The organism is Novosphingobium sp. SG754, assembly GCF_013149315.1.
Taxonomy (GTDB): domain Bacteria; phylum Pseudomonadota; class Alphaproteobacteria; order Sphingomonadales; family Sphingomonadaceae; genus Novosphingobium; species Novosphingobium capsulatum.
In genome coordinates this window covers 262,771-283,176 of sequence record NZ_JABGCC010000001.1, presented here as the reverse complement: position 1 = coordinate 283,176, position 20,406 = coordinate 262,771, and the positions used below count along the sequence as shown (strand labels likewise).

18 protein-coding genes are annotated in these 20,406 nt (G+C 66.8%); 13 read left to right on the top strand and 5 right to left on the bottom strand.

Annotated features, from left to right (window positions below):
- Positions 1-14: 14 nt before the first annotated feature.
- From FHW97_RS01255 to FHW97_RS01235, 5 genes are all read right to left on the bottom strand, one after another.
- Positions 15-2,135 carry a molybdopterin cofactor-binding domain-containing protein gene (locus FHW97_RS01255; protein WP_216647597.1) on the bottom strand — a complete coding sequence of 707 codons (2,121 nt, stop codon included), beginning with the start codon at positions 2,133-2,135 and terminating at the stop codon, positions 15-17.
- A 13-nt stretch (positions 2,136-2,148) separates the two neighbouring features.
- Positions 2,149-2,613, bottom strand: a complete 465-nt coding sequence (locus FHW97_RS01250; RefSeq protein WP_171797780.1) for a (2Fe-2S)-binding protein — start codon at positions 2,611-2,613, stop codon at positions 2,149-2,151.
- A gap of 167 nt (positions 2,614-2,780) precedes the next feature.
- The gene (locus FHW97_RS01245) at positions 2,781-3,158 is read right to left on the bottom strand and encodes a cytochrome c family protein (protein WP_054130773.1); all 378 of its coding nucleotides are present in this window, start codon (positions 3,156-3,158) and stop codon (positions 2,781-2,783) included.
- A 199-nt stretch (positions 3,159-3,357) separates the two neighbouring features.
- Positions 3,358-4,671 (bottom strand): FAD-binding oxidoreductase, encoded by a 1,314-nt coding sequence (locus tag FHW97_RS01240; protein ID WP_253941514.1) that lies wholly within the window; start codon positions 4,669-4,671, stop codon positions 3,358-3,360.
- Positions 4,671-6,011: a glutamine synthetase family protein gene (locus FHW97_RS01235; protein WP_169041755.1), complete on the bottom strand. Its 1,341-nt coding sequence runs from the start codon at positions 6,009-6,011 to the stop codon at positions 4,671-4,673. The genes FHW97_RS01240 and FHW97_RS01235 overlap by 1 nt, the downstream gene beginning before the upstream one ends.
- Positions 6,012-6,187: 176 nt before the next feature.
- On the opposite strand from FHW97_RS01235, the gene FHW97_RS01230 reads away from it, so the two are divergent.
- From FHW97_RS01230 to rsmA, 13 genes are all read left to right on the top strand, one after another.
- A complete protein-coding gene (locus tag FHW97_RS01230; protein ID WP_253941513.1) occupies positions 6,188-7,708 on the top strand; it encodes an aldehyde dehydrogenase in 1,521 nt (506 codons plus the stop codon).
- Positions 7,705-8,427 (top strand): gamma-glutamyl-gamma-aminobutyrate hydrolase family protein, encoded by a 723-nt coding sequence (locus tag FHW97_RS01225; protein WP_171797779.1) that lies wholly within the window; start codon positions 7,705-7,707, stop codon positions 8,425-8,427. Before FHW97_RS01230 ends, FHW97_RS01225 begins: the two co-directional genes overlap by 4 nt.
- Positions 8,428-8,719: 292 nt before the next feature.
- Positions 8,720-9,589: an ABC transporter permease gene (locus tag FHW97_RS01220; RefSeq protein WP_171797778.1), complete on the top strand. Its 870-nt coding sequence runs from the start codon at positions 8,720-8,722 to the stop codon at positions 9,587-9,589.
- A complete protein-coding gene (locus FHW97_RS01215) occupies positions 9,589-10,440 on the top strand; it encodes an ABC transporter permease (RefSeq protein WP_171797777.1) in 852 nt (283 codons plus the stop codon). Before FHW97_RS01220 ends, FHW97_RS01215 begins: the two co-directional genes overlap by 1 nt.
- 19 nt (positions 10,441-10,459) lie before the next feature.
- Complete coding sequence (locus tag FHW97_RS01210) at positions 10,460-11,575, top strand: ABC transporter ATP-binding protein (RefSeq protein ID WP_171797776.1); 1,116 nt, start codon at positions 10,460-10,462, stop codon at positions 11,573-11,575.
- Between the two features lie 396 nt (positions 11,576-11,971).
- The gene (locus FHW97_RS01205; RefSeq protein WP_171797775.1) at positions 11,972-12,322 is read left to right on the top strand and encodes a DUF3147 family protein; all 351 of its coding nucleotides are present in this window, start codon (positions 11,972-11,974) and stop codon (positions 12,320-12,322) included.
- A gap of 28 nt (positions 12,323-12,350) precedes the next feature.
- Positions 12,351-12,881 carry a nuclear transport factor 2 family protein gene (locus FHW97_RS01200; RefSeq protein ID WP_171797774.1) on the top strand — a complete coding sequence of 177 codons (531 nt, stop codon included), beginning with the start codon at positions 12,351-12,353 and terminating at the stop codon, positions 12,879-12,881.
- Positions 12,882-12,982: 101 nt separating this feature from the next.
- A complete protein-coding gene (locus tag FHW97_RS01195; protein WP_171797773.1) occupies positions 12,983-14,326 on the top strand; it encodes an FAD-binding oxidoreductase in 1,344 nt (447 codons plus the stop codon).
- A gap of 26 nt (positions 14,327-14,352) precedes the next feature.
- Positions 14,353-15,696, top strand: a complete 1,344-nt coding sequence (locus tag FHW97_RS01190) for a glutamine synthetase family protein (protein WP_062787274.1) — start codon at positions 14,353-14,355, stop codon at positions 15,694-15,696.
- Between the two features lie 53 nt (positions 15,697-15,749).
- Complete coding sequence (locus tag FHW97_RS01185) at positions 15,750-16,817, top strand: spermidine/putrescine ABC transporter substrate-binding protein (protein WP_171797772.1); 1,068 nt, start codon at positions 15,750-15,752, stop codon at positions 16,815-16,817.
- Positions 16,818-17,063: 246 nt separating this feature from the next.
- Positions 17,064-18,422 carry a peptidylprolyl isomerase gene (locus tag FHW97_RS01180; protein WP_043611039.1) on the top strand — a complete coding sequence of 453 codons (1,359 nt, stop codon included), beginning with the start codon at positions 17,064-17,066 and terminating at the stop codon, positions 18,420-18,422.
- Positions 18,423-18,580: 158 nt separating this feature from the next.
- Positions 18,581-19,585 carry a 4-hydroxythreonine-4-phosphate dehydrogenase PdxA gene (gene pdxA / locus FHW97_RS01175; RefSeq protein ID WP_171797771.1) on the top strand — a complete coding sequence of 335 codons (1,005 nt, stop codon included), beginning with the start codon at positions 18,581-18,583 and terminating at the stop codon, positions 19,583-19,585.
- Between the two features lie 2 nt (positions 19,586-19,587).
- Complete coding sequence (rsmA, locus tag FHW97_RS01170) at positions 19,588-20,406, top strand: 16S rRNA (adenine(1518)-N(6)/adenine(1519)-N(6))-dimethyltransferase RsmA (protein WP_171798163.1); 819 nt, start codon at positions 19,588-19,590, stop codon at positions 20,404-20,406.

The following is a 20,406-nucleotide window of genomic DNA, read 5'->3' as shown; positions in this document are numbered from 1 at the left end:
GCAAGCCTGTCGGCTCAGGCCGCCTCGAACCCTGCCTGCAACGGCACCTGGCGCACCCGCTTGCCGGTGGCGGCAAACAGCGCGTTGGCCACCGCCGGGGCGATCACCGCCGCGGGCGGTTCACCCATGCCGCCCGGCGCGTTGTCCGTCGGCATCACATGGGTGATCACGCGCGGCGCCTCGTTCATGCGCAGCGGGCGCACGTCGTTGTAGTTGGACTGGGCGATACGGCCCTTTTCCAGCGTCACCCCGCCATAGAGCGCGGCCGACAGGGCAAAGGTCACCCCGCCTTCGATCTGCGCCTTCACCCCCAGGGGGTTGATCGCCGGGCCACAATCCACTGCCACGGTCACCTGCGGCACAGCGATCTGCTTTTGCGCATCGACCTTCACATGGGCCACCGCCGCCAGGCAGGTGTCCCAGATATGCAGCACGGCCAGGCCCAGCCCTTCGCCCTTGGGCAGCGCCTTGCCCCAGCCGGCCTCGGCGGCGGCCTTTTGCAGCACCGCCCGTGCGCGCGGATCGGTGATCTGCGCCAGGCGCCAGGCCAGCGGGTCTTGTCCGGCGGCCAGCGCCAATTCGTCGGCAAAGCTTTCGATCACGAAGGTATTGCGCAGGCCGCCCACGCCACGCCACCAGCCGGTGGGCATGGCGCTTTCCACCTGTTTGAACGTGACCAGCCGCGCTTTGGCCGGGTAGAGCGGGGCAATCGCGCCATCCACGGCGTCATCATCCACGCCGTTGAACTTGTCGCCCAGGAAGCGCGCCATCACCGCCGATCCGGCGATGCGATGCTCCCACGCGGTGACCTTGCCCGCCTGGTCCAGGCTGGCGCTGATGCGATCGGCATAGGCCGGGCGCACCATGTCGTGCTGGATATCCTCCTCGCGCGTCCACACCAGCTTGACCGGATAGGGCACCTTGGCCGCCAGGCTGACCGTGCGCTCCACCATGTCGGTTTCCAGCCGCCGGCCAAAGCCGCCACCCATCAGGAAGTTGTGCACCTGCACCTTATCTTCGGCCACGCCCGCCATGCGCGCTGCTGCCGCGCGGCAGTCGCTGGGCACTTGCGTTCCGGTCCACACCTGGACGCCCTGCGGCGTGACATGGGCGGTGCAATTGCCCGGCTCCATCGTGGCGTGGGCCAGGAACGGCTGGTGATAGAGCGCTTCCACGGTCTTGGCGGCGCCGGCACGGGCCTGGGCCAGATCGCCCTCGGCCTTGGCCGTCACGCCCGGCTTGGCCACGGCGGCATCGAGTGCCGCCACCACCTGGGCCTGGTCCAGCCCGGCATTGGCGCCCTCGTTCCAGGTCGGCGCGGCAGCCTCGAGGCCCTTCTTGGCCGTCCACAGGCTGTCAGCCGTCACGAACAGGCAGTCATCCAGCGCGATCACGTCTGCCACGCCGGGCACGGCCTTGGCCGCTGCGGCGTTGTGGCCGGCCAGCTTGCCGCCGAACACCGGCGATTGCGCCAGCGTGGCAATCTTCATGCCCGGCACTTTCACATCGATGCCAAACTGCGCGGTACCGCGCACCTTGTCCGCCGAATCGAGCCGACGGGTATCCTTGCCGATCACTTTCCAGGCCGCTCGCGGCGTGGGCGTGGCATCGGTGGGCACATGCGCGGCGGCATCGGCGACCAGCGCGGCAAAGCCCAGCCGCTTGCCCGATGCCGGGTTGACCACCGCGCCATCGGCCAGAGTCAGGCCATCGGGCATGACTTTCCACTGCCGCGCCGCCGCATCCACCAGCGCGGCGCGCGCATTGGCAGCGGCCTGGCGCAGCGGCTTCCACAGCTCGCGGATGGAGGTAGAGCCACCCGTGGTCGTATCGACCGGCGCAAAGCGGGCGCGGTCTGCCGGCGGGATCGACACCTTGACCGCGCTGGGCGCCAGGCCCAGTTCCTCGGCCACCAGCATGGTCAGCGCGGTCATGATGCCCTGGCCCATTTCGGTCTTGGGCAGCGCCAGCGACACGGCGCCATCAGGCAGCACCGCAAGATAGCCATTGGCCGCCAGCTGGGCGGCGGGCACGCTGCTCAACGCACGGTGCAGCGGCACCACCAGGGCGCTGGCCAGCACGGCCGATCCAGCCAGAAATGCGCGGCGCGAAGGGGTGGCGATCGGCGTGGTCATCGGTCTTCCCCCCTCAGGCCTTGATCGTGTCAGCGGCGCGGTGGATCGCGGCGCGGATGCGGTTATAGGTGCCGCAACGGCAGATATTGCCGCTCATCCCTTCATCGATGGCGGCATCGTCGGGCTTGGGATTGGCCTTGAGCAGCGCGGCGGCCGCCACGATCTGCCCCGGCTGGCAATAGCCGCACTGCACCACGTCCAGCTCTTCCCAGGCGGCCGCCAGGGCCTGGCCCAGCGGCTGGCCAGTCAGTCCCTCGATCGTGGTGACAGCCTTGCCGGCCACATCGGCCACGGGTGTCTGGCAGGCGAACAGGCGCTGCCCGTCCACCAGCACGCTGCACGCGCCACACAGGCCCACCCCACAACCGAATTTCACCCCGGTCACCCCGGCGATATCACGCAAGGCCCACAGCAGCGGCATGTCTTCCGCCACGGCCAGGGTGCGTTGCTTGCCATCGATTGTCAGCGAAACGGGCATATGCGGTGCTCCGGTCTAATGGGCGTGGTCTGGCGTTCGCTCCCTCGTCGTCATCCCGGACTTGATCCGGGATCCCGCTTTTTGCTCATCCAGCCCCAAAGGGCAGCGGGACCTCGGGTCAAGCCCGGGGTGACGATGATGGGGCGCATCTTACGCCATCGCGGGCATCAGTGCAGGGTCTTGAGATAGGCGATCACGTCAGCGCGCTTCTTGGCATCGGGAATGGCCACGACCATGCGCGTGCCCGGCACCAGCTTGCCCGGCGCGGTCAGGAAGGTGTCGAGCGTCTTGGGATCCCAGGTCTTGCCCGAATTCTTGAGCGCGGTGGAATAGGCAAACGCGGTGGAACCGGCCTGGCGCCCGACCACGCCCCACAGGTTGGGCGCGGCAAAGCCCTTGGCGCCGGCGGTGTTGACATGGCACATCTGGCACTGCTGCTTGAACATGGCGGCCCCGGCAGCGGCATTCTGGGCATGGGCCACAGGCGCCGTCACGGCTGCGGCCAGGCCCACCAGGGCAGAAACGAACAGAGGGATACGACGCATTATCGATCGTCCTTCAGGTGTTGATCGCGGATATCCCGGCCACGGTGTGGCAGCGGGATCGTAACGTGGGATCGAAGGCGCTCGGCCGGACAGGACCGCCACCAACCCGGCGATTGTGCACGATAGACCCGCAAAGGTCCATCGATTCAGCCATCGATTCAGGCATCAATTCAGGCGCAACGCCGGCCATATGCGCGGCTCACACCCCCAGCCGATCGCGCAGCGTGTACCACAGCGATCCCAGGGTAGAGAGCGGCGCACGAAAGCGCTGCCCGCCGGGAAAGGGCGGGTGCGGCAGGTTGGCAAACACGTCAAAGCGCGCATGCTGCCCGGCGATCGCCTCGCCCAGCAGGCGGCCCAGCAATTGCGTGGTCGTCACGCCGTGGCCGCTGTCACCATGCGAATAGAACACCTTGGGCGAAAGCCGGCCGATCTGCGGCATGCGGCTCAGCGTCATGGCAAAGGTGCCGCTCCAGGCAAACTCCAGCTTCACATCCTTGAGTTGCGGAAAGGTCTTGATCAGGCCGGGGCGGATCTTGGCTTCCACGCTGGCCGGGTCCTGCCCGCCATAGACGATGCCGCCGCCATAGAGCAGGCGCCCGTCGGCCGTGCGGCGGAAATAGTCGAGGATGTAGTTGGCATCCTCCACGCAGGCATTGCTGGGCAAGAGCTGCGCGGCCAGCTCGCCCAGCGGCTCGGTCGTCACCACCTGGCTCGACACCGGCATGATCTGCCCCGATAGCCAGGGCAGCGTCTTGCCGAGATAGGCATTGCCGCACACCACCAGGGTATCCGCGATCACTTCGCCTTGCGCGGTGACCACGCGCGGGCGCGGGCCGCTGTCATCCACTCGCGTCACGCGGCTGTGTTCGAACAGGCGGCCGCCCAGCTGCTCGAACGCGGCGGCTTCGCCCAACAGGTAGTTGAGCGGATGGAAATGCCCCCGCAGCGGATCGAGAATACCGCCGACATAGCGATCGCTCTGGACATGGGCGCGCAGGGCCTCGCGGTCGAGCACGGTGATCCCGGCATGGCCATGTGCGGCCCAGACCTGCTGCTCGTCCTCCAGCGCGCGCATCTGCCTTGCATTCAGCGCCACGCCCAGCCCGCCATCGACCAGATCGCAGGCAATGCCATAGCGCGCCACGCGGTCGCGGATGATCGCGGCGCCTTCCAACGCCACCGCGCCCAGTGCGCGCGCCACGGCTGGCCCGTGCCGCGCTTCCAGCACGTCAAGCCCGCGCGAATAGCCGTTGATCAGCTGGCCGCCATTGCGGCCCGATGCGCCCCAGCCCACGCGCTCGCTTTCGAGCACGATCACGTCGATGCCCTTTTCGGCCAGCTCCAGCGCCACCGAAAGGCCGGTGAACCCGGCCCCGATCACGCAGACCGTGGCACGCTGCGCGCCCTGCAGCACGGGGCGCTGCGGCGCCGGGTTGGCGCTGGCGGCATACCAGGTGGGCATCCCGGCATAGGGCGCCGCCTGGTGCAGGCCCGGCACCGCCATGTCCATCACAGCAATCCCAGGTAGGTATCGTATTCAAACCGGTCGATCTGGCCCAGGAACGCGGCGCGGTCCTGCTGCTTGCACGCCAGGAAGATATCGCGGAAGCGCGCGCCGAACATGCCGGCCGCGCGTTCAGAGGCGGCAAAGGCAGCCTGCGCGGCGCCCCATTCCACCGGCAGCGGCGCGCCGGCACCAGGATGCAGCGGGTCTTGCGCCGGAGGCGGCATCACCGCGTCCTCGATTCCCTGCAGCATCGCACCCAGCATCGCCGCCATGGCCACGTGTGGGTTCACGTCAGCCCCGGAAATGCGATGCTCGATCCGCGTGGCCTTGGCATCGCCCACGATCACCCGCACCGCGGCCGAGCGGTCATCGATGCCCCAGCTGGCCGAGACCGGCGCATGGGCATCGGGCCGGAAACGGCGGAACGAGTTGTAGTTGGGCGCAAACGCCAGCATCGTTTCGGGCATCGCCGCCAAGAGGCCGGCCACGGCGTGCAGCAGCATGTCGGCCGGGCCGCCCTCGGGCTTGGCCAGCACGTTCTTGCCCGCTGCATCGTTGAGGCTGGCATGGATATGCATGCCGCTGCCCGAACAATCGCCATAGGGCTTGGCCATGAACGTCGCGCCCAGCCCGTGGTGCGCCGCCAGCGCGCGCACGATGCGCTTCATCAGCACGGTATCGTCGGCCGCGGCCAGTGCATCGGCGCGGTGCAGCAGGTTCAGTTCGTATTGCCCCGGCCCCGCCTCGCTGATCACCGCGTCGGCGGGAATGCCCATGGCGTGGGCCAGCGCCATGATCTCGTCGAACAGTGCGGCATGGGCAGACAGCGCCGTGGTCGAGAGCGTGTCGTTGCGGCGCAGATTGCCATCGGGCGGCACCGGCACGCCGTTTTCCAGGCGATAGAGGTAGAACTCCAGTTCGGTCGCCACCACCGGGGTCAACCCCCGCGCGGCATAGCGCGCCAGCAGGGCCTGCAACATCCCGCGCGGATCGGCCACCACGGGGCCGCCATCCTTGTCGACCATGCCCAGGAACACCTGCGCGCTATCCTCGCCCAGCCACGGCGCCTTGCTCCAGCGCCCGGCCACCGGCCAGCACAGCCCATCGGGATCGCCCGTGCCAAACGCCAGGCCCGCGCCCGCCACGTCACAGCCCCAGGCATCAAGGGCAAAGACCGAAAGCGGCATCGGCAGGCCCTTGGCCGCCAGGGACACGGCCTTGTCGCGCACCAGCCATTTGCCCTTGGGCGCGCCGTTCACGTCGGTGAGAAAGGCTTCCACCCGGGTCACTTCAGGATGGGCGGCAAGCCAGGCGGCAAAGGACGAGGCGGTTTCTTGTGTCATGGTGTGATCACATATGAAAAGCCCGCCGCGCTGTCCAGCCCGGATCGTCGGATTGCCACGTGCTTTTCCGCCCACAACCGCTCTTTCGACGCCGGGAAATACACAGACGCCATGGCTGCCAGACCTTGCACCACGGGCCACAATGACTATTAGTGATCACACATTGCACCAGCCGGATGAACCATACGATGACCAGTGCCGCGCCCACCCTGCCCAGCCGCCTGCCGGCCCACCACGTGATCGGCGGCGCCAGCGTTGCGGCCATGTCGGGCGCCACGCTGGACACCGTCAACCCCGGCACTGGCCAGGTCATCGGCACCCTGCCGGCGGGCGATGCCAGCGATATCGACCGCGCCGTGGCCGCTGCCCGCCGCCGCTTTGAAAGCGGGCAATGGCGCGACATGAAGCCGGCCCAGCGCAAGAAGCTGATGCTGACGCTGGCCGACAAGCTGGAGGCTGCCGCCGAAGAATTTGCTGTTCTCGAAACCATCGATTCGGGCAAGCCGATCAGCGACACCCGCAATGTCGACGTGCCGCTCGCGCTCGGCACGCTGCGCTTCTATGCCGAGGCGATCGACAAGATTCATGGCGAGGTTGGTCCCACCGGCCCGGACAAGTTCAGCTATGCCGTGCACGATCCGCTGGGCGTGATCGGCGCCATCGTGCCGTGGAACTTTCCCCTGCTCATGGCCATGTGGAAAATCGCGCCGGCGATCGCCATGGGCAATTCTATGGTGGTCAAGCCATCGGAACTGTCCTCGCTCACCGCGCTGCGCTTTGCCGAACTGGCGCTCGAGGCCGGCATTCCCGAAGGCGTGCTCAATGTCGTCACCGGCACCGGCCAGGACGCGGGCGCGGCCCTCGCCCTCCACCGCGACGTGGACATGATCACGTTCACCGGCTCGGGCCCGGTCGGCCGCCAGCTCATGCGCTATTCGGCCGATAGCAATTTGAAGCGTGTCAGCCTGGAACTGGGCGGCAAGAGCCCGCATATCGTCTTTGCCGATTATCCCGACCTCGATCGCGCTGCGGCCGCTGCGGCCTGGGGCATCTTCTACAACCAGGGCCAGGTCTGCACCGCCGGATCGCGGCTTTTGGTGCAGCGTTCGATCCACGCCGAATTCGTCGAAAAGGTGCTGGCCGTGGCCCGCACCATCCGCCCCGGCGATCCGCTCGATCCGGCGACGCAACTGGGCGCGGTGATCAGTGAAAAGCAGCTGGAAGGCGTGCTCACCCGCATCGCCCGCGCACAGCAGGAAGGCGCCGCGCTGCGCCTGGGCGGCAGCCGTGCGCGCGCCGAAACCGGCGGGTTCTACCTCGATCCCACGGTGTTCGATGCGGTGAGCAACGCCAGCAGCCTGGCCCAGGAAGAGGTGTTCGGCCCAGTGCTGGCGGTGGTGCCGTTCGATACGCCCGAAGAGGCGCTCGCGCTCGCCAACGATACCGAATATGGCCTCGCCTCGGGCCTGTGGACCGGCTCGATCGATATCGCCCACGCCTTTGCCCGGCGCCTGCGCGCCGGCCTGGTCTGGGTCAACGGCTGGGACGCGTGCGACATCACCATGCCGTTTGGCGGGTTCAAGCAATCCGGCTTTGGCCGCGACCGCAGCCTGCACGCGCTGTTCAAGTATGCCGACATGAAGTCCGTCACCATTTCCACGCCCACGCTGTCCTCGCTCGGAGTGCTGCCGGCATGACGCGGCCGCTGCTGGGCGTATCGTGCTGCCTGCGAAGCGGCGGGCCAGAACCGGTGCATGGCGTAATCGACCGCTATCTGCGCGCGCCCGCCGCCCACGCCGATTGCGATGTGGTGCTGGTGCCGGCCCTGCCCGGCCTGACCGACTGGGCCGCGCTGGCAGGCCGGCTCGATGGCCTGCTGCTCACCGGCAGCCCGTCCAACATGGAGCCGTGGCGCTATGGCGCCAGCACCGGCGATGGTCCGTTCGATCCCGCGCGCGATACCACCACTCTGGCGCTGGGCGACGCCATGCTGCGCGCCGGAAAGCCGGTGTTCGGCATCTGTCGGGGCTTCCAGGAACTCAACGTGGCGTTCGGCGGCACGCTGCAAACCCTGCCCGGCGATGGCCCGGTCAGGCACCACGCCCCCGATGGCGCCAGCCTGGAAGAGATGTTTGCCCAGACCCACCCGGTCGACCTCACCCCCGGCGGCAGCCTCGCCACCGCGCTGGGCGATGCGATCACCGTCAATTCCGTGCATTACCAGGCCGTGGCCACGCTGGGCCAGGGCTTGACCGTGGAAGCGGTGGCGCCCGATGGACTGGTAGAGGCCTTTTCGGCGCAAGTCGGCGCGGCGCAGGTGCTGGCGGTGCAATGGCACCCGGAATGGGATGCCGATCGCAACCCGGCGTCGGCCTGGTTCTTTGCCCGGCTGGGCCAGGTGCTGCGCGGTGGTTGACGAAAGCCGGCGCGGGCGGGCACATTCGCGCCACAGCGATTTGCGATTGACCGGGCCGGTTCCCGCGCATAAGTGTGATCGCAGATAACGGGGTCACCCCGCAATAGCATAAACCCGACGCACACCAAAAACGGGCGTCACGCAGGCAGGCATGTTCAACCACCCGCTTCGGGCGCCGTCTTGGCGTGCGCCCGCGGCGCCCGGCGGCCCTTCGCGGGGCCGCGCAAACTGGGGAATTGCCACCGATGAGGCCAGGACGCATGAGGCCACGAACCATGGGAACCGCCCGGCGATGAGCAGCGCATCGAACACCAGCAGGCGCGCCTTCTGGGCCGTGCTGACCGCGCCGGCCGCCTGGATCACCCTGTTCTTCGTCGTACCACTCAGCGTGATCTGGGCCTACAGCTTTGGCCGCACCCTGGGGCTGACCGAAGTGGCCGTGACCGGCACGCTCGACAACTACGTGCGCGTGTTCGATCCGGTCTATCTGCTGATCTTTGCCAAGTCGCTGGTCTTTGCCGGGGTGACCACGGCGGTGTGCCTGATGATCGGCTTTCCCTATGCCCTGGCGATGACCTTTGCCAGCGATCGCGGCAAGATCCTGCTGCTGCTGGGCATCATGCTGCCGTTCTGGACCAACCTGCTGGTGCGCACCTATGCCCTGATGGCGGTGATGCGCACCGAGGGCTACATCAACGACATGTTCGGCCTGTTCGGGTTTGGCCCGGTCGAGATGCTGCACACCAACTTCGCGGTGATCGTCGGCCTGGTCTACGTGCACCTGCCCTTCATCATCCTGCCGCTCTATTCCACGCTCGATCGCATGGACCGCTCGCTGATCGAGGCCAGCCTCGATCTGGGCGCCGGGCACATCGCCACGATCTTCAAGGTGATCGTGCCGATCGCCAAGCCGGGCATCCTCTCGGCAATCATGCTCACGTTCATTCCCGCGCTCGGCTCCTACCTCACGCCCGATCTGCTCGGCGGGCCTGACAGCCAGATGATCGCCAGCGTGATCGAGCGGCAGTTCAAGCGTGCCAACGACTGGCCGTTCGGCGCTGCGCTGTCGTTCATGCTGATGTATCTCACGCTCCTGGCCATGGGCCTGCGCGCGATCCAGGATCGCCGCGCCGCTCGCGCCCGCCCGCAGGGAGACGCCTGATGGCCACTGCCTCCAAGCCGCTCGATAGCAAGCCTGGCCCGCTCGAATACAGTCGCCGCTGGCCGCTGCGCCTGTGGGTGGGCGCGGTGATCCTGTTCCTCTATCTGCCGCTGGCCAGCCTGGTGGTGTTCAGCTTCAACGACAGCCGCCGCACCATCCGCTGGGAGGGCTTCACGCTCGATTGGTACGGCACGATGTGGAACGATTCCGCGCTGATCGATGCCTTTACCAATTCGCTGACCATCGCGTTCATCTCGATGCTGTTCAGCGTGGTGCTCGGCGCGCTCACCGCGATCGCGCTGTGGCGCTTCCGCTTTCCCGGCAAGGGCCTGTTCGATGGCGCGGTAACCCTGCCGATCGTGGTGCCCGAAATCTGCATGGGCGTGGCGATGCTGGTGTTCTTCGGGCAGATCGTGCCCTGGCCGCGCGATCTGGTCTGGCCGTTCGATCTGGGCGCGATCATCATTGCCCATATCACGTTCAGCTTCCCCTTCGTGGCCGTGGTGGTCCGCGCCCGCCTCGCCAGCTTCAACCGCGAGATGGAAGAGGCCGCGCGCGATCTGGGCGCCAGCGAATTGCGCGCGCTGTGGGACGTGCTGCTGCCGCATGTGCGCCCGGCGCTGGTCTCGGGCGGGTTGCTCGCCTTCACGCTCAGCCTCGATGATTTCGTGATCACGTTCTTCACCTCGGGGCCAAACACGGTGACGTTCCCGGTCAAGATCTATTCGATGGTGCGCTTCTCCGTCACGCCAGAGGTCAACGCCGCCTCGACCGTGCTGATGCTCATCACCATCGCGCTCACCGCCATCGGCATGAAGCTGCAGGGCCGCGACCTGGCCCAGGGCCACTGATTTCACACAGGACTTTCCCATGACCCAGCCTCTCATCCAGTTCGAGAACGTGACCAAGCGGTTCGGCTCGTTCATCGCGGTGGACGATGTCAGCCTCGATATCCAACGCGGCGAATTCTTCTCGCTGCTCGGCCCCTCGGGCTGCGGCAAGACCACGCTGCTGCGCATGCTGGCGGGCCTGGAAACCCCCACCGAAGGACGCATCCTGATCGACGGCGTGGACATGAGCACCACCCCGCCCAACCGCCGCCCGGTCAACATGGTGTTCCAGTCCTACGCCGTGTTCCCGCACCTCACCGTGGCCGAAAACGTCGCCTATGGCCTCAAGATCGATCGCGTCGCCAAGGACGAGCGCGACGCCCGCGTGGCCGAGGCGCTGCGCCTGGTAAAGCTCGACGAGTTTGGCCACCGCAAGCCCGATCAGCTCTCGGGTGGGCAGCGTCAGCGCGTTGCCCTCGCCCGCGCCCTGGTGAAAAAGCCCAAGGTGCTGCTGCTGGACGAGCCGCTGTCCGCGCTCGATGCCAAGCTGCGCGATGCAATGCGCGCCGAACTGGCGCAGATCCAGCACGATGTCGGCGTCACGTTCGTGATGGTCACCCACGATCAGGACGAAGCGCTGGCCATGGCCAGCCGCTGCGCGCTGATGAACCGGGGCCGCCTGCAGCAGGTGGCCGTGCCGGGCGATCTCTATGAATATCCGGCCAATCGGTTCGTTGCCGATTTCATCGGCACGATCAACATGTTCGAAGGCCGCCTCAGCGTCGACGAGCGGGATCACGCCGCGGTGACTTCGCCCGAACTCAATGTGCCGATCTTCGTCAGCCACGGCGTGACCGGCGCGCCCGATACGCCGGTGTGGGCCGGCATCCGCCCGGAAAAGATCACGATGACCCCGGCCAGCGAAGGCCGCCCGGCCGGCCCCGACGCCTGCCCGCAAGCCAATGTCGTGGCCGGCACGATCGTGCGCTCCGCCTATCTCGGCAGCCAGACACTCTACGATGTGGAAACGTCCAGCGGCGCAACCTTCAAGGTGGCCCGCGCCAACGGCGAACGCTCGCTCGTCTCCGCCCTGCCCGTGGGCGAGGCCGTGTGGCTGAGCTGGAACACCAAGGCACCGGTCATACTGCTGGGCTGATTGCGGTATTTGGGCAGCGCGGGTAGATAGAGATTTATATTTCTATCAACGATATAGGAAAAATTGTTTCGCGCAGAGGCGCTGAGGCACAGAGATTTAAGAGCGCCTCTGCGCGAGCCAAATATGTCGGCAATCGCCCAATTTCGGCCATGCTGGCGTTTTGCACAAACAGAACAGCTGGACCCCGGATCAAGTCCGGGGTGACGAGGAATTTGAGAGAATATATGTACTTATCGTCACCCCGGACTTGATCCGGGGTCCAGCTTGATAACTTGCACCTTGGCTGCCGTCATCGCGCATGCAGCAGCTACCCACCCATCCTCGCCGCTTGCCAGCCCCCCATCGGGCCAAGCAGCGCTAGGCAACGAAGCGCGGCTGCCGTAACACCGGCGCACCATGTTGCAGCTTGCTCTCAAGGCCGCCATTTCCGGCGTGCTGATCGCCACCGCCTCCACCCTTGCCAAGCGCTATCCCGGTTTTGGCGCTCTGATCGCGTCGCTGCCGCTGGTGTCGGTGATCGGCATGATCTGGCTGTGGCACGATCGCCCCGATGCCGAAAACATGGCGGCCCACGCTGGGGCCACATTCTGGTATGTGCTGCCCTCGCTGCCGATGTTCCTGCTGATCCCGGCCCTGCTGCGCCACGGCGCCGGGTTCTGGCCGGCGCTGCTGGCTGGTTGCGCGCTGACCATTGCGCTCTACAGCCTGATGGTCTGGACCGGCCCCCGGCTGGGCCTGCCGCTGTAACGCCGTTTTCGTAAGGAGGGAGCCAACGATGCTACGCCATGCCCTGACCGCCGCCGGCCTGTTTGCCCTGCCGCTGGCCGCCGTGCCCCTGGCCGCTCTGCCAACGCCCGTGCACGCCCAGGAAGCGGTGGTAGCGGTGCCCGATCCCGAAAGCCTGTTCACCAGCCCCGATCCGGTGCTCAACCGCAACAAGCAGGCCGCACTCCATATCGTCAAAGACCTTTTGGAATGCGGGCATTGGGACAAGGCGGATCAATACCTTACCCCGGCCTATCACCAGCACAACCCGATGGTGCCCTCAGGCCGCGATACCGTGGTTCATTTCTTCACCCAGGTAGTCAAGGTCCAGCCCAAGGCATGCCCGGCGCACATGGCCACCCCGGTCGCCGCGGTCACGGCCGAGGGCGATCGCGTGGTCGTGAGCATGGTGCGCACGCTCAAGGACCCCAAGAACCCGGGCAAGACCTATACCACCACCTGGTTCGACATGTGGCGCTTTGTCGATGGCAAGGCCGATGAACACTGGGATGGCGCCACCCTGGCTGACGCAGCCCCCTGAATTCCACGCGCCAGGCCGGTGCATGGCATGCACCGGCCTGGCAGCCAAACCCCCAGTGCTTCGCTTGTCGCCCCTTGCCGCATGGGGTACAACCACAGGCAATGTTGACGCCTCGATCCATCGAGCGGGCAGGACCAACCGGCGAGGATGTGCGGGCCTATCCGCCGTCCTATTACGCCGCCACCGCGCCCATGGCCTTTGCCGGCACGGCGCTGGACCAGGATGTGCAGGCCGATGCCTGCATCATCGGCGGGGGCTACACAGGTCTGGGTGCCGCATTGCGGCTGGCAGAGGCCGGGCGATCGGTCGTTCTGCTGGAAAGCGGGCCTGTCGGCTGGGGCGCCTCGGGCCGCAATGGCGGCCAGGTCCACCTTGGCTGGAACAAGGACCAGCACTGGCTGGCACGCCACCTCGGCAGCGACGGTGCGCGCGAAATGTGGGCTATGGCCCGCCACGCGCGCGACCACCTCGATCATCTGATCGCGCACGATCCCGACCGTTGCGATTTTCGCGCCGGGCTGATCCACGCCGATCACAAGCCCGGCCTGGTGGCGCAGACCCATGCCGAGGTGCGCTTTCTGCAAGAGGCCTATGGCCACCACGCGCTCACCCCGCTCGGTCGTGACGACATTCGCGCCATGGTCGGCAGCCAGGCCTATCATGGCGGCAGCCTGGATATGGCCGGCGGCCATCTCCACCCGCTCAAGCTGGCGCTCGCCATGGCGCGCGCTGCCCGCGCGGCGGGGGCAGTGATCCATCCGCACAGCCGTTGCACCGGCATTGCGCCCGATGGCCCGCCGGGCACGGCCCAGGCCTGGCGCGTGACCACGCCCGGCGGCACGGTGCGCGCGGGTCAGGTGCTGGTGGCAACCGGCGGCTATGCCACGGGCCTGGTACCGGAGGTCGATGCCCATGTCCTGCCGATCAACAACTTCATCGCCACCACCGCGCCTCTCGGGCCAGAGCGGGCGGCTGCGCTGATCGCTGGCGGCCAGGCGGTGTCGGATTCGCGCTTCGTGGTCTATTACTTCCGCATCACGCCCGATCACCGCCTGCTGTTCGGCGGCGGGGAACGCTATTCCTGGCGGCTGCCGGCCGATATCGCCGCGTTCGTGCGGCCGCATATGCTGCGGGTCTTTCCGCAACTGGCCGATGTGGCGATCGACCATGCCTGGGGCGGCACGCTGTCGATCACCCCGCATCGCCTGCCCCATGCCGCGCAGGTTGCGGCCGGCCTGTGGTCGCTCAGCGGGTTTTCCGGGCTGGGCGTGGTGCTGGCGCCGTGGCTGGGTGGCGAAATCGGCGCGGCCATGGCCGGGCTGCCCTCGCCCGCGCTCGATCTGGTACGCCGCCTGCCCACGCCCCGCTTTCCCGGAGGCACCCTGCTGCGCTGGCCGAGCATGGCCGCCGCGATGACTTTCTTTGCCCTGCGCGACCGTCTCTGAACCCCATCTTCCAAGCGAGTGATCCCATGACTGAAGCCTTTGCCGAATGGATCCGCGAAAAACGCATCAGCGAGGTCGAGTGCCTCGTCCCCGATATCAACGGCGTGGTGCGCGGCAAGGTCTGGCCGGCCGACAAGTTCATCGCCTCGGTCGGCAATATGAGCCTGCGCCTGCCCTCCTCGGTGTTTTCCGTCACCATCACCGGTGACTACGCCGATACCGACGAGGACGATTTCCTCTACCGCGATCCCGACGTTACCCTGCTGCCCGATATCAATTCGATCTGCGTGGCCCCGGGCTTTCGCACCCCCACGGCCTTTGTCGTGGCCGATGCCCTGCACCGCGATGGCAGCGCGTTTGAAGTGGCGCCGCGCCACGTGCTCAAGCGCATGCTGGCCAAATATGCCGCGATGGGCTGGCAGATGGTCGTGGCGCCCGAACTGGAATTCTACCTTACCGAGGTCAATTCCGATCCCGATCTGCCGATCCAGCCGCCGCGCGGACGCTCGGGCCGCGCGGAAAGCTCGCCCCAGCCCTATGGCCTGGAATCGGTGACCGAATACGAAGACATCATCGAGGAAATCTACGACAATTCGGAAATCGCCTCGCTCCAGCTCGACACCATGATCCACGAAGGCGGCACGGCGCAGCTGGAAATCAATTTCAACCACGGCGATCCCGTGGCGCTGTGCGACCAGGTGGTGATCTTCAAGCGCATCGTGCGCCAGGTCGCGCTCAAGCACGGGGTCTATGCCACGTTCATGGCCAAGCCGATGGAAAGCCAGCCGGGCAGCGCCATGCACCTGCACATTTCGGCGGTGGACGCGGGCGGCAACAACCTGTTCGGCACGCAGGCCGGGCTCACGCCGGAATTCCGCTGGTTCGTCGGCGGGCTGCAACGCTACCTGCCGCAGGTCGTCCCGCTGTTTGCGCCCAACGTCAATTCCTTCCGCCGCATCCGCCCGGCCCACAGCGCGCCGATCAACGTGCAATGGGGCCTCGACAACCGCAGCTGCGGCCTGCGCATTCCCGTGAGTGGACCGCGCAGCACGCGCATCGAAAACCGCCTGCCCGGCGCCGATGCCAATCCCTATATCGCCATCGCCGCCACGCTGGCCTGCGGCTATATCGGCCTTCAGGAGCGGATCGAGCCGCTGCCGCTGATGACCCGCAACGCCTATGACGAGGAGCGGACCCTGCCGCGCAATCTCGATGCCGCGCTCAAGCAGATGATCGATTGCCAGCCGGTGATCGATCTGTTGGGCGAGCAGTTCATCAAGGCGTTCTACGAGATCAAGCTCAACGAACTGGCCGCCTATGACGAGGTGATCTCGTCATGGGAACGTGATCACCTCTTGCTCAAAGCGTGATCGGGCGCCATCCCCCCGCCGTGTCGTCACGTCGCATGGGAAATTGAACGAAGATGGTCCATTCGCGCCGCATGTTCCTGCGCCAGGCTGGCCTTGCCGGCATCGGGCTGTCGTTTACCGGCGCGCTGGGCGCCTGTTCGCGCGGCAAGCCAGCGCGGGCGCTCAATCTCTACACCTGGGATACCTACATCGGCAAAAACACCGTGGCCGATTTCACCAAGGCCGCCGGCGCTGGCGTGAACATCAGCCTGTTTGCCAACAACGACGAACTCTTTGCCAAGCTGCGCAGCGGCAACCAGGGCTATGACGTGATCGTGCCCTCGAACGACTTTGTCGAGCGCATGCACGCGGCCGGCATGTTGACCGAGCTGGACCACGCCAAAATCCCCAATCTCAAGAACATCGCGCCCCAGTTCCTCAACCCGCCGTTCGATCCCGGCCGCCGCGTATCGGTGCCCTATACCTGGATCGTTACCGGCATCGGCTATCGCAAGTCCAAGGTCGATGGCGTGCCCGACAGCTGGAAATGGGTGCTCGATTCCGATCGCTACAAGGGGCGCATCGCCCTGCTCGCCGAAGCGAGCGAGCTGTTCGAGATCGGCGCGAAATACCTGGGCCACCCGGCCAATACCAACGATCCCGCCGTGATTGCCCAGGTCAAGGCCATGCTGCTCAAGCAAAAACCCAACATCGCCGCGTTTCATGACGACAATGGCCAGGACCTGCTGCTGGCGGGCGACGTTGACCTGGTGATCGAGTACAATGGCGATATCGCCCAGGTGATGCGCGACGATCCCGACCTGGCCTTCGTCGTGCCGCGCGAAGGTGGCATCCTGGCGAGCGACGGGCTGTGCATTCCCCGCAATGCGCCCAATCCCGATCTGGCCTATGCCTTCATCGATTTCGTGCTGGGTGCCAAGGCCGGGGCCGACATTGCCCGCACCATCCGCTATCCCACGCCCAACCAGGCGGCGCTGGCGCTGATGCCCGATGATTACCGCAACAGCCAGGTGATCTTCCCGCCCGCCGCAGCGCTCGCGGCATGCGAATATTCGCGCTATCGCGGGCAAGAGATGAACAGCCGCTATGAGCAGGCGATGACCCAGGTGCGGGCGGGCTGATTAGGCCCGCCAAATCCCGCCTTTGGCCACGTTTCCCGCAAAGTTTTCCCCCAGCCGGCCAATTCCGGCGTTGCATTCCCGGCCGCTTGCCGCCACTCAGCGTGGGTTAAGCCGGGGCAATGCAGGCCCGGGATCGACGCACCATTTCGCATGCAGCCCAATTCGCATGTTGCCTGACAGGAAGTTCGGATCGCCATGAAGTCCATCACCCGGCTGCCCCAGTTCCAGATGCGCCGTGATATTCGTATGGGTCACTGGTGCGGCCGGGCCGCCCTGGCACTGGGCCTTGCCGCCACGGCCGCCCTGCCGGTGGCCGGCAGCGTAGCCCAGGCGCAAACCGCCGGCGGCGCGCCCGATGCCTCGGGCCAGCTCAACATTCCCGCCAACGTGCAGATCTTTGGCAAGAGCGATCCCAACGTGCGCCGCGCCACCGCGATCGTGAACGGCGAAATCCTCACCGGCACCGATATCGACCAGCGCCTGGCGCTGATCGTCAATGCCAACGGCGGCAAGGTTTCGGCCGAGGAACAGGAGCGCCTGCGCCTGCAGGTGCTGCGCAACCTGATCGACGAAACCCTGCAGATTCAAGAGGCCAAGTCGGCCGGCGTCGACGTTGACGATGACGAGGTCAACCAGACCTATGAGCGCGTGGCCCAGCAGAACTTCGGCCAGAACCCGGCCGCGCTCGACAAGTACCTGACCTCGATCGGCTCTTCGGCGGCCTCGCTCAAGCGGCAGATCCGTGGCGAACTGTCGTGGCAGCGCCTGCTGCGCCGCAACGTCCAGCCGTTCATCAACGTGTCTGACGGCGAAGTGCGCGAAATGATGGACCGTCTCAAGGCGGCCAAGGGCACCGAGGAATATCGCATCGGCGAAATCTATCTCTCGGCCAATGATACCAACCGCCAGCAGGTCATGGCCAACGCCAACCAGATCGTTGACCAGCTCAAGAAGGGCGGCAGCTTCGTCGCCTATGCGCGGCAGTATTCCGAAGCCTCCACCGCTGCGGTGGGTGGTGACCTTGGCTGGATTCGCCTGGCCCAGCTGCCGCAGGATCTGGCCAACGTCGCCACCTCGATGCAGCCGGGCCAGCTTGCCGGGCCGGTGGAAATTCCCGGCGGCTATTCGATCCTCTACCTGATCGACAAGCGCCAGGTGCTCACCGCCGATCCACGCGACGCGGTGCTCAGCCTCAAGCAGATGTCGCTCAGCTTCCCCAAGGGCACCACGGAAAAGGATGCTGCGGCCAAGGCCGCGACCTTTGCCGCCACCGTCAAGACCATCCACGGCTGCGGCCAGGTCGATGCGGCCGCAGCCGGCATCGGCGCCTCGGTCGTCACCAACGACCAGGTCAAGGCGCGCGACCTGCCCGCCGCGCTGCAGGATTCGATGCTCAAGCTCTCGATCGGCGAGGCGACCCCGCCGTTCGGATCGATCGAAGACGGCGTGCGCGTGCTGGTGCTGTGCGGCCGCGACGATCCCAAGGTGGCCGATGGCCCGAGCTTTGAAGAAATGCAGTCGCAGATGGAAGACGACCGCGTGAACAAGCGCGCCCAGACCTATCTGCGCGACCTGCGCCGCGATGCGGTGATTGAGTATAACTAAGGTGCTTGCCCCCACCACCCCCAACCCCCTCCTCTAAAGAGGAGGGGGCTCCGGCTCTCCCCCTCCTCTTTAGAGGAGGGGGTCGGGGGGTGGTGGAGGCCAAGTGAAACCCATAAGCCCCCCTCCCCTCCACCCGCAAAGCCCGATAGCGCAAGCCCATGAACCCCATCGCCATCTCCCAGGGTGATCCTGCCGGCATCGGCCCCGAACTGATCGCGGCCGCGTGGATCTTGCGCGGCATGGCGCAGCTGGAGCCGTTCGTGGCCGTGGGCAGCCGCCGCGTGCTGGACCAGGCCGCGCGCCATCGCGGGCTCGATGTGCCAGTGCGCGCCGTGGGCAGCCTGGAAGAGGCGGCCGCGACGTTCGGTTCCGCCCTGCCGGTGCTCGACCTGGGCGATGCTGGCTATACCCCTGGCCGGCCCACCGACGAGGGCGCGATGCTGGCGCTCGAGTCGCTCGACGCGGCCACGCAATTGACCGTGGCGGGCGAAACCTCGGCCCTGGTCACTGCACCGGTATCCAAGAGCCGGCTGGCCAGCGTTGGCTTCAACCACCCTGGGCAAACCGAATTCGTCGGCCAGGCCAGCGGCGTGGCGCCCGAAGACGCTGTGATGATGCTGGCCGGCCCTTCGCTGAAGGTGGTGCCGGTCACGGTGCATGTGCCGCTGCACGCCGTACCCGGCATGATCACTGCCGAGCTGATCACGCGGCGCAGCGCGATCACCGCGCGCGCGCTGGTGCGCGATTTCGGCATCGCCCAGCCCCGCCTCGCCGTGGCCGGGCTCAACCCCCACGCCGGCGAAGAAGGCCGCATGGGGCACGAGGACCACAGCTATATCGCCCCCGCCGTTGCCGCGCTCCAGGCCGCCGGCATTGCCGCGCACGGGCCGCTGCCGGCCGACACGATGTTCCATGCCCAGGCCCGCACGACCTATGACGTGGCCATCTGCATGTATCACGATCAGGCGCTGATCCCGTTGAAGGCGCTGGATTTCGACGATGGCGTCAATGTCACGCTGGGCCTGCCGATCATCCGCACCTCACCCGATCATGGCACCGCCTTTGGCATCGCCGGCAGCCGCCAGGCGCGCCCGGGCGCAATGATCGCGGCGATCCGCATGGCCGGGGAATGCGCCGTGCGCCGCGCTGCGGCCGGGGCATGAGCCTGCCCGATCTTCCGCCGTTGCGCGATGTGGTCAACCGCCATGGGTTGCTCGCGTCCAAGGCCCTCGGGCAGAACTTCCTGTTCGACGAGCAGTTGCTGGCGCGCATTGCCGCCATTCCCGGCAAGCTCAAGGGCGCCAACGTTCTGGAAGTGGGCCCCGGCCCCGGCGGCCTGACCCGTGCCCTGCTCCGCGCCGGCGCCAATGTCACCGCGATCGAGATGGACAAGCGCTGCCTGCCGGCCCTGACCGAACTGGCAGAGGCCTTTCCCGGTCAGTTGCGCGTGATCGAGGGCGACGCCACCAAGATCGATCCCGCCACCCTGTTCGACGGGCCCTGGCACGTGATCGCCAACCTGCCCTACAATGTCGGCACGATGCTGTTCACCGGCTGGCTTTCCGGGCAGGACTGGCCGCCGCGGTGGCTCTCGCTCACGCTGATGTTCCAGCTGGAAGTGGCAGAGCGCATCGTCGCCGCCGCTGCCAGCGATGCCTATGGCCGGCTGGCGATCCTGTCGCAGTGGCGCGCCGCGCCGCGCATTGCCATGAAAGTGCACCGCAGCGCGTTCACCCCGCCGCCAAAGGTCATGTCGGCCGTGTTGCACGTGACCCCCGCGACCATGCCCGAAGGGGTTTCGGCGCGCATGCTCGAACGCGTGACCGAGGCGGCGTTCGGCCAGCGCCGCAAGATGCTGCGGCAGTCGCTCAAGGGCGTGCCCGGCGCACTCGCTGCCCTGGAAACGCTGGGCATCGATCCCTCCCGCCGCGCCGAAACGCTGGACGTGGCCGATTTCGTGGCGATTGCCCGCACCCTGTCCTGA

Excerpts from the sequence above, each read along its gene's own strand:
- FHW97_RS01255 (WP_216647597.1), bottom strand. The coding sequence starts at position 2,135 with ATGACCACGCCGATCGCCACCCCTTCGCGCCGCGCATTTCTGGCTGGA.
- FHW97_RS01250 (WP_171797780.1), bottom strand. The coding sequence starts at position 2,613 with ATGCCCGTTTCGCTGACAATCGATGGCAAGCAACGCACCCTGGCCGTG.
- FHW97_RS01245 (WP_054130773.1), bottom strand. The coding sequence starts at position 3,158 with ATGCGTCGTATCCCTCTGTTCGTTTCTGCCCTGGTGGGCCTGGCCGCA.
- FHW97_RS01240 (WP_253941514.1), bottom strand. The coding sequence starts at position 4,671 with ATGGACATGGCGGTGCCGGGCCTGCACCAGGCGGCGCCCTATGCCGGG.
- FHW97_RS01235 (WP_169041755.1), bottom strand. The coding sequence starts at position 6,011 with ATGACACAAGAAACCGCCTCGTCCTTTGCCGCCTGGCTTGCCGCCCAT.
- FHW97_RS01230 (WP_253941513.1), top strand. The coding sequence starts at position 6,188 with ATGAACCATACGATGACCAGTGCCGCGCCCACCCTGCCCAGCCGCCTG.
- FHW97_RS01225 (WP_171797779.1), top strand. The coding sequence starts at position 7,705 with ATGACGCGGCCGCTGCTGGGCGTATCGTGCTGCCTGCGAAGCGGCGGG.
- FHW97_RS01220 (WP_171797778.1), top strand. The coding sequence starts at position 8,720 with ATGAGCAGCGCATCGAACACCAGCAGGCGCGCCTTCTGGGCCGTGCTG.
- FHW97_RS01215 (WP_171797777.1), top strand. The coding sequence starts at position 9,589 with ATGGCCACTGCCTCCAAGCCGCTCGATAGCAAGCCTGGCCCGCTCGAA.
- FHW97_RS01210 (WP_171797776.1), top strand. The coding sequence starts at position 10,460 with ATGACCCAGCCTCTCATCCAGTTCGAGAACGTGACCAAGCGGTTCGGC.
- FHW97_RS01205 (WP_171797775.1), top strand. The coding sequence starts at position 11,972 with ATGTTGCAGCTTGCTCTCAAGGCCGCCATTTCCGGCGTGCTGATCGCC.
- FHW97_RS01200 (WP_171797774.1), top strand. The coding sequence starts at position 12,351 with ATGCTACGCCATGCCCTGACCGCCGCCGGCCTGTTTGCCCTGCCGCTG.
- FHW97_RS01195 (WP_171797773.1), top strand. The coding sequence starts at position 12,983 with ATGTTGACGCCTCGATCCATCGAGCGGGCAGGACCAACCGGCGAGGAT.
- FHW97_RS01190 (WP_062787274.1), top strand. The coding sequence starts at position 14,353 with ATGACTGAAGCCTTTGCCGAATGGATCCGCGAAAAACGCATCAGCGAG.
- FHW97_RS01185 (WP_171797772.1), top strand. The coding sequence starts at position 15,750 with ATGGTCCATTCGCGCCGCATGTTCCTGCGCCAGGCTGGCCTTGCCGGC.
- FHW97_RS01180 (WP_043611039.1), top strand. The coding sequence starts at position 17,064 with ATGGGTCACTGGTGCGGCCGGGCCGCCCTGGCACTGGGCCTTGCCGCC.
- pdxA (WP_171797771.1), top strand. The coding sequence starts at position 18,581 with ATGAACCCCATCGCCATCTCCCAGGGTGATCCTGCCGGCATCGGCCCC.